Here is an 8313-nt window from a genome sequence, read left to right as displayed (position 1 = left end):
GTGATTAAGTATATTAGTGATTAGGAATTAATGAATACGAGTACGATTAATGGGTAATACCAAGCAACCGTACTATCAACAAATCTGCTGTATTATAAGAAAGATTGACCTTAATTAACACTTCCTTTTTGTAATTATATCTTATTAATAGTTTATAAAGACCAAGATAAACTAAACAAATTAACCTTTAAAGCCTTGCGATAATTCTGGTGCTAGCAAGTGTTTCATGTCTGAGTCGACATTACCAAAACGCTCATGACCATTGTTCCAGTCGATGATAGATTGCTCAAGCTCTTCTTTGTTGTCGGCGACAAAGTTCCACCACAGCAGCACTTGATTGTTTAATGGCTCACCGCCGATAAACATCACGCGGGTGCCTTTTTTGGCGACTAGCTTGATGCTTTTATTATTGGCAACGTCGCTATCGTGGAAGCGGAACATTTGATCTTGCTCACAAATTTTGCCTTCAGACTCAATCTGCCCTTCTGTCACCAAGATACCATATTCAAAACCCGGCTCTAGGTTAAGCGTAACTTCACCATCCTCTAAAAAGTAAACGTCGAGACCGACCATTTTTGAGTACTGAATGGTTGGCGCTTCATAGCGCTTACCTGTGACGCTGTGATAGCTGCCGGTCGTCAATACCATCTCGACGTTATCTTCACGCCATGTCGGTAGCTCTGGATAATGGTGGAAACTGCGTTCGATTTGTTGATCGGTCGGTAGCGCAATCCACAGCTGTACCATACTTAGACCACGAGCGGCATCTGCCGAACCACCGGTATCAGGAAAAACGCTCTGCTCTGTATGACTGATACCTTGGGTAAGGCCAGTACCTGCTGTCATGACGTTGACTTGGTTTTTGGTAATCACTTGCTTATTACCCAAGCTGTCTTTATGCAATACTTCACCATTTAGCATCCAGCTAAAGGTTTGCAGGTTGGTGTGCGGATGACGACCGACTTGCATACCGCTTTCATCTTCGCCAAATTCAGCAGGACCTGCATGGTCTAGAAAGCACCAAGCGCCGATTGGCTGCTTACCTTTATTGGGTAACAGACGAGCAATGGGAATGCCGCCCACATCTGCTAAGCGCGGCTCTAGGGTTTCAATACTCATGATTTACCTCTTATGATGTAAGATAGAATTTAGTGTGACCAAAAGATAAAAATTAATGTCTATTATTTGGCATTAAAAGCTCATTTAGTATCAAAAGCTCATAGGTACTTCCATGAGCAAAACTCTGGCATCATCGAGGACATCCATCGTAAAGTTTTTAGTATCCCAAACACCTAGACCATCGCGGGTATCCAAAGTGTTACCGTTTATAACGACTTTACCGCTAATGACAAAAATATAGACACCATTGTTAGGATTTTTAAGCTGATACGTCTCTGTCACGCCTTTATCAAAATCGCCCATACTGAACCATGCGTCTTGATGAATCCACACGCCTGCATCATCGCTATTAGGCGATAAAATTTGATTAAACGCATTTGGCTTCATCAGTTCATCCATACGGATTTGCTGATAACGAGGCTCAACGTTCATTTTGTTTGGGATGACCCAAATCTGTAAAAAACTCACCGCCTCATGATTATCGGCGTTCATTTCACTGTGGGCAATACCTGTACCCGCCGACATGACTTGGATTTCACCGGTTTCAATAGTGCCCTTATTACCGATGTTATCGCCGTGACCGAGCTTGCCTGATAAAGGAATACTGATAATTTCCATATCACGATGTGAATGTTTACCAAAACCTTGACCTGCGATGACAAAATCATCATTAATGACACGTAGCGCACCAAAGCCCATACGTTCTGGATTATGATAATTGGCAAAACTAAAGGTATGCTTGCTTTTTAACCAACCATGGTTGGCATCGCCACGAGAATCCGCTGCATGATAGATGGTTTTCATAATGTATCCTTAATTATTAGTAAGTTAAACGGTTTTAGAATTTGACATTCGTTAACTCGTTTAAACAATGAAACTATTATAATTGTTGTCTACTAACAGATAAACAACGATATTCGCAATTGACTATTCTTATTTTTAGAACAATATCGTCATAAAGGTAAGGTAATATATTTATAACAGAACCCTGTATACTCATAACAGTACAACTAGCATGAGCTGTTACTATGGCCAAAGTTACGATAAAAGTGTCATGAAAAAAGTAACGCGAGCAGGTGTAAATTAAGTCTAGAAAATGTTAATCATACGATATCAGGAAATTTAACCATGTCAGATATGGCAAAGACAGATATGAAAAATAAACAACCATTACATTATGAAGTCATTAATAATACCGAAAAGAAGCGTTTTGAGATTCATATCGATGACAAAATTGCTTTAGAGGATTATGAATTTTTCACCACGAGCGCCGGCGAAAAAGGTATCGAATATAAACATACCGAAGTGCCAGCAGATTTAGGTGGTCTAGGTATTGCAGTGTATCTGGTCAAATATATTTTGGATGATGCAGCGGCGAAAAACCTGCGTGTGAAACCAACTTGTTCTTATGTAAAGTCCTATATCGACAAGCATCCAGAGTACCAAGACAATTCAGTATTTCATAACGCTAAGGCTTAAATAGCGATACATAAGTGCTTAACCAGCAAGCAAAAAAACGCCCTATCCATAAAGCTAGGGCGTTTTTTATTGGCAATGGTTTAGGTGAGATTTATTATTGGTAGTATTCCTTAAGCAATATGCGCTAAGAATTCTTTATCGCGTGCCATCACTGATATATACAGCACCGGCAATACAAACAAACCTACGGCCCAAAAACTCAGCTGCATATATAGCAGTGCACCGACTAACGCACCAACTAAAAAGCTAAACACCAATACTGAACTGTGTGCCAATTTTTTGCCATTATCAGTAGTGCGATTGACCAAATAATCGGTCAGGTTGATGCCCAGTTGGGTGGTATTTCCAGTCATCAATACCGTTGGGCTCATGTGTTTAATCACTGTCTTGCTAGCGGTATTACGAATTGCTAGCGCAATCAAACCTAATCCACCTGTGATTGCCACGGTGATATCGCCGGCATCAACAAACGGCTGGTAATAAAGACCAGCCACCATAAACGCGGTCAAAAAAGCCGCTTCTGCTAAAAATAAATGGCTTAAGGTCAGTTGTTTATTTTTACTGCGGTCAATAAATATCTTGGTGACCATAACCGTTAAAATAAATAGCGGCAAAGCAGCAAGTTTAATCCATAGACCCGCTTCACCTTTTACCAAGCCACTACCCGCCATCACCAAGTTACCCGTGACATGGGCAGTAAAGAACCCAAACAAGGTGATAAAACCAATGGTATCAATCGCGCCGCCGACCACTGTTAAAAGTACGGGCGTTTGATGACGTTGCCAGAAGCTTGGCAGCTTGGCAGTCTCTGTAGAGATAGGATTAGGCACGCGACGACTGCCCTGCAAATTTACGATTGATGGATTCTTTTCGCAAACTACCGATAATTAATACGATGTTTATGGATGCGCTCATAGGTGCTCCTTGATTATAATTATAAGATGATATTGTCTAAACCATTTACTCTACTAGATTCTGTGCGTATGACTGTTATCAATTGAATATGCGCCTGGTCCATGAGTAAAAATCATCAAGAAACCGCCTGCCATGGCAATGTTTTTCATAAACGGGTTCATTTGTGATTCATCAATCCAAAATTGATGGAAAAGTAGCGCCGACACAATGCTAAAACCAGCCATTAGAATCGCCACCAAGCGCGCTTTGAAGCCTAATAAAATTGCAATACCGCCAAGCAGCTCAACAGCAATGACCAAAGGCAATAGCATACCCGGTACGCCCATCGATTCCATATAACCTTGGGTGGCCGCGTAGCCAGTAATTTTGGTAAAGCCAGAAAAGATAAAGATCATCGATAACAATAAGCGACCAATTGGGGCGCTCAGCTCTTGCAGCTTATCCATAAGTATTCTCCAATAACATAAAAGTCATCATTATAAAAATTTTACCCAAAAGACTTTTGTTCGATTAAATGATGGCATTATTGTAGTCGTTATTGTAGTCGTTGCTTAATAGCAGATAAACCAAGATAATCGCAAATATAAGTTCTCTTTTAGAGAACAGTCAAATAGTAATTCTACTGGTACAATATTAAAAACGACAATAGTGTTACGTGCTATTTATGCTCACTATTAAGACAGTTAGCATTTTAGCCATACTATTAGACGCTAGAGATAAGCGCCACAGAAAGAAACATTTTTCGATGCCATTTAGCGTTTAATATCCTAATTTTTTGCTACACTCATCATGTTGTTATGTAAGACATACTTAACGCTAGCTTCTACTTACTCACCTAAAAAGGATGATTTATGATCACTATAAATTCTATTAAAAAAACAAACCGCGCAATTACTTTTGCTGCTATCGGTATGCTTGGTTTGCTTAGCACACTAGGTCACGCTGCGACTTATGAGCTTGATTCCAAACATACCGCCGTACGTTTCTTCGTCGATCACTTTGGTACCACGACCAACGCTGGCGGCTTTTATAATCTATCGGGTACGCTTGAGTACGCGCCTAAAGAGAAAAAAGGCTTTGTCGGTATTACCATCCCGATGGGCAGCTTGAGCACAGGTATTAAAGCGTTTGATGGTCACCTTAAATCTGCCGATTTCTTCAATGTAAAAGAACACCCAACCGCTTATTTTAAATCGACTAAGTGGGAATTTAACGGCGATAAAGTCAAAGCGGTCAAAGGCGATTTAACGCTGCTAGGTCAGACGCATCCAATCACTTTAACGGCCACTAAATTTAACTGTTATGACAGTCCTTTATTAAAAGCTGAAGCGTGCGGTGGTGATTTTGAAACCACGATAGATAGAACCAAATGGGGTATCAATACCTTTACCGATGGCGGTATGATGAAAGACATTAAACTGGTCGTTCAAGTAGAAGGCAGTAAAAAAGCCGATCTTAAATAAGACGGCTTGACGACTTTAAACCGTATTTTATACGGAACACAGTCTAAACTATTTGGCGTTATTGATAAAAAGACTGGGTTTTTAACTCGGTCTTTTATTTTTTATATGATTAACCGCTAAGTAATAACAGCCAAATAACAGTAAGGAGGTAGCTAAGATGGGACAACTAGAAGATATGGCGATGTTTGTGCGTATAGTCGAAGCGGGTAGCATTACCAAGGCCGCCGAGCAACTTAATATTGCTAAATCAGCAGTAAGCCGCCGACTCAAGGATTTAGAGACGCGTTTGGGCAGTCAACTGATTAGCCGTACCACGCGCCAATCAAACTTAACCCAAGCTGGCGAGCAATATTACCAAAAGGTGAGTAATATCCTCAGCGAAGTGGATGCGCTAAACGAGGAAACCAGTGGCGCGCCGACGCGTATCGAGGGCACCTTAAAAATGACTGCGCCTTTGTCATTTGGCTTGATGCACTTAAACGATGTCATCGATGAATATGCCAATCAGCATCCTAATCTGAACTTTGAATTAAACTTTTCCGACCGCCATACCGATTTGGTCGAAGAAGGCTTTGAATTAGCGATTCGGATTAGAGAGCTGCAAGATTCAAGTTATCAAGCCAAACGTCTGGCGCTGATTCGTTATACCTTATGTGCCAGTCCTGAATATCTGACTAGAATGGGCACACCAAAAACCATAGAAGATTTGGCCAAGCATGCGTTTTTACAATACGGTCTGAGTAAATCTAGCACGATAGAGCTGATAGACGAGCAAGGCAAAAAACATCAAGTCGCTATCAATTCAAAAATAAAAGTCAATAACGGCGATTTTTTGCGCGATATGGCGGTAAAGGGACACGGTATTGCTTTTTTACCCAATTTTATCACTTATAACACCCTAGCCAGTGGTGAGCTTGTCCCCATTATGCAGCAGTATCAACTGCCTACTTTAAACGCTTATGCGGTCTACCCGAAAAATCGCTTTTTGTCGCAGCGCTGTCGCTATCTCATTGATTTTATTGCCGAGCGTTTTGGTGATGACCCTTATTGGGATAAGTTTTAATGAAACCAATTTAGCACACTGAGCAGTTTTTTTAAGTCGCTATAAATTCTAAAACTATACTGCTAGTATGATTTTAAGTTATCCATCAGTCATAAGGAGATGCAACATGGATTTAACGTCACTTGGCATGAAAGCCATTCACGACTTTGATGAGGTGCGCCAAAGTCCATTACCAAAAGAGGGCCTAAAAGCGGCGCGCAAGCAAGCCAGCGCTTTTAGAGAACGCCTTATGGATGAAGCGCCAGTACGGTTTTATCAAAGCGCCGACATGGTGCGCGTGCCCTATCCGACATGGTACGCCTACAGTGGCGTCTATACCCAAAGCACCTATAAATTCCCCTACATTCATATCTTAAACCGCATTTTTATCGTGCAGTATCATGATTTTTTAGGCGAATTAAAAACGCTGCTGTTTTCTCCTTCTGATATTGAAGCGGATCGCGAGACGCCATTTTTTAAAAGACCACTCATTGCAAAAGGAAAGCGTGTGATGGGTTACTTTACGGGTAAGACTGTCTATATCACTGGCGCGGCCTCTGGTATCGGACTTAAAACGGCTAAGCAGCTGATTGGGCAAGATGCCAATTTGGTCTTGTTTGATAAACAAGCACTTGATGAGACCGTTGCCACGCTGCAAAGTTTGAACAAAAACAAAGCGTCGATTATCAGCTATGAACTGGACGTCATCGATGCCGATACCACAACCAAGCAAATCGCTGAGGCTGCAAGCAAGCCATCGCCTGATATCTTGATGCATTTTGTCGGGATTACAGGGCCTTGGACGTTTGATGAAATGAGCCAAGACCAGTTTGAGCGCGTATTGAGTATCAATTTATTCGGCACTCGTAACGTCTTGGCTGCCGTGCGTCCGTTTTTATCACGCGGCGATCAAGTCATGGTAACCGCTTCGATGGCATCATTTACCGGCAGTTATGGCTACAGCTCCTATAGCGCCTCAAAATTTGCTATTTGGGGCATGATGCAATCTATCGGTTTTGAATGGAAGCCTGACGGGATTGATATTACTATCTTTGCGCCGCCACCGATAGATACGCCGCTCACCCAAGCAGAAGTCGGCGTCATGGCGCAAGCGAGTATTGGCATGAAAAAACTGGCAGGCGAGCTAAAAATTGACGATGCCGTTAAATCCATGCTCAAAGGCGTAGAAAAGCGCCAGTTCTTGGTCGTCCCAGGCGTGATGGCAAACTTGATTAGACTACAGCTGCGCTTCTTTCCTGTGAGCTGGGCTAACTGGATAGGTAATAAGGCTGTCGCTTTTTCGCTTAGAAAATAGCATTTCTAACAATGGCTTACTTGCATTAAAGTTTCGCCGCCATCGAGTTTTAATCAGTCAGTTAAAAACTATATTCATAAAAAAGCGTCACCCAACATTGAGTTGGGTGACGCTTTTTTATGACAAGTTCTCTACACTGGCTATTATCTAATCCTAATCTAATGTTTGTACACCGCCACCATTGACAAATATGGTCTGACCACTTACCCATGTTGATACTGGAGAGGCAAAATACAGCATCGCTCCAGCGATATCATCGGCTTCACCCAAGCGCTGAATAGGCGTATGTGATAGCATTCTCTCCTCAATCTCAGGCGTGAGTACACTCTCTAAGGCCGCAGTACGCGTGGCCCCAGGTCCAACGGCATTAACACGCACTTCAGGACCAAAATCGTGCGCTAAATTGGCCACCATATGATTAACAGCAGCTTTTGAACCAGCATAACCACTCATGTTTGGACTTTTATTGATACTAGACATTGATGTAGTAAACACAATTGAGCCATAGCCAGATTTTTTCATATGGGGTACGCAAAGTTGCGATAAGCGCCAGCCGCTAAAGACATTCAATTCAAAATCACGGCGAATATCATCGACAGAAATCTTAGTCGGGTTTTCACGGCCGCCACCGCCGCCGCCCGCGTTGTTAATCAAAATATTGATGCTACCAAATTCAGCGACTACTTTTTCTACCATATTTACCAAATCATCGTCTTTTAAAATATTACACTCAATGGCAAATCCTTTGACGCCATATTCTTCGATATCTTTAACGGCCGCCTTAGCATCCTCTAATTTTAAGTCTGCAATGACGATATTTGCCCCCGCTTGTGCCAAACGCAAAGCTGTCGCCTTACCGATACCATTCGCACCGCCCGTCACAATGGCCGTTTTACCGCTCAAATCAAACAATTCGTTGAATGCTTTATATTGAAAATCTTGCATACCCAATCCTTATCATCATTATTATTATTATTTTT

Annotated in this window: 9 protein-coding genes; 4 read left to right on the top strand and 5 right to left on the bottom strand. The window is 41.8% G+C overall.

Annotated features, from left to right (window positions below):
* Positions 1-180: 180 nt before the first annotated feature.
* Entirely contained in the window at positions 181-1119 is a 939-nt protein-coding gene (locus CXF58_RS00505) for a pirin family protein (RefSeq protein ID WP_102076248.1), read from the bottom strand.
* Positions 1120-1209: 90 nt separating this feature from the next.
* Complete coding sequence (locus CXF58_RS00500; protein WP_102076247.1) at positions 1210-1923, bottom strand: pirin family protein; 714 nt, start codon at positions 1921-1923, stop codon at positions 1210-1212.
* Between the two features lie 348 nt (positions 1924-2271).
* Here CXF58_RS00500 and CXF58_RS00495 point away from each other — a divergent pair, with 348 nt between their 5' ends.
* Positions 2272-2598: a GNAT family N-acetyltransferase gene (locus tag CXF58_RS00495; RefSeq protein WP_102076251.1), complete on the top strand. Its 327-nt coding sequence runs from the start codon at positions 2272-2274 to the stop codon at positions 2596-2598.
* Between the two features lie 110 nt (positions 2599-2708).
* Here the strand turns inward: CXF58_RS00495 and CXF58_RS00490 are convergent, their stop codons facing one another.
* The gene (locus tag CXF58_RS00490) at positions 2709-3428 is read right to left on the bottom strand and encodes a YoaK family protein (protein ID WP_372396251.1); all 720 of its coding nucleotides are present in this window, start codon (positions 3426-3428) and stop codon (positions 2709-2711) included.
* A gap of 138 nt (positions 3429-3566) precedes the next feature.
* Complete coding sequence (locus CXF58_RS00485) at positions 3567-3959, bottom strand: DoxX family protein (protein WP_102076246.1); 393 nt, start codon at positions 3957-3959, stop codon at positions 3567-3569.
* A 405-nt stretch (positions 3960-4364) separates the two neighbouring features.
* On the opposite strand from CXF58_RS00485, the gene CXF58_RS00480 reads away from it, so the two are divergent.
* The 3 genes from CXF58_RS00480 (at position 4365) to CXF58_RS00470 (ending at position 7333) form a co-directional block, all read left to right on the top strand.
* On the top strand, positions 4365-4976 hold the full coding sequence (locus CXF58_RS00480) for a YceI family protein (RefSeq protein ID WP_180952482.1): 612 nt from the start codon (positions 4365-4367) through the stop codon (positions 4974-4976).
* A 157-nt stretch (positions 4977-5133) separates the two neighbouring features.
* Positions 5134-6039 (top strand): LysR family transcriptional regulator, encoded by a 906-nt coding sequence (locus tag CXF58_RS00475; RefSeq protein WP_102076245.1) that lies wholly within the window; start codon positions 5134-5136, stop codon positions 6037-6039.
* A 106-nt stretch (positions 6040-6145) separates the two neighbouring features.
* Positions 6146-7333, top strand: coding sequence for an SDR family NAD(P)-dependent oxidoreductase (locus CXF58_RS00470; protein WP_180952481.1), 1188 nt, complete (start codon positions 6146-6148; stop codon positions 7331-7333).
* 153 nt (positions 7334-7486) lie between these two features.
* On the opposite strand, the gene CXF58_RS00465 is transcribed toward CXF58_RS00470, so the two are convergent.
* Positions 7487-8278 (bottom strand): glucose 1-dehydrogenase, encoded by a 792-nt coding sequence (locus tag CXF58_RS00465; RefSeq protein WP_102076243.1) that lies wholly within the window; start codon positions 8276-8278, stop codon positions 7487-7489.
* Positions 8279-8313: the final 35 nt, after the last annotated feature.

Origin of the sequence: Psychrobacter sp. Sarcosine-02u-2 (genome assembly GCF_002836335.1) — a bacterium.
Lineage (GTDB): Bacteria > Pseudomonadota > Gammaproteobacteria > Pseudomonadales > Moraxellaceae > Psychrobacter > Psychrobacter faecalis.
The sequence above is the reverse complement of the archived record's forward strand: the minus strand, read 5'-3'. Positions and strand labels throughout refer to the sequence as shown.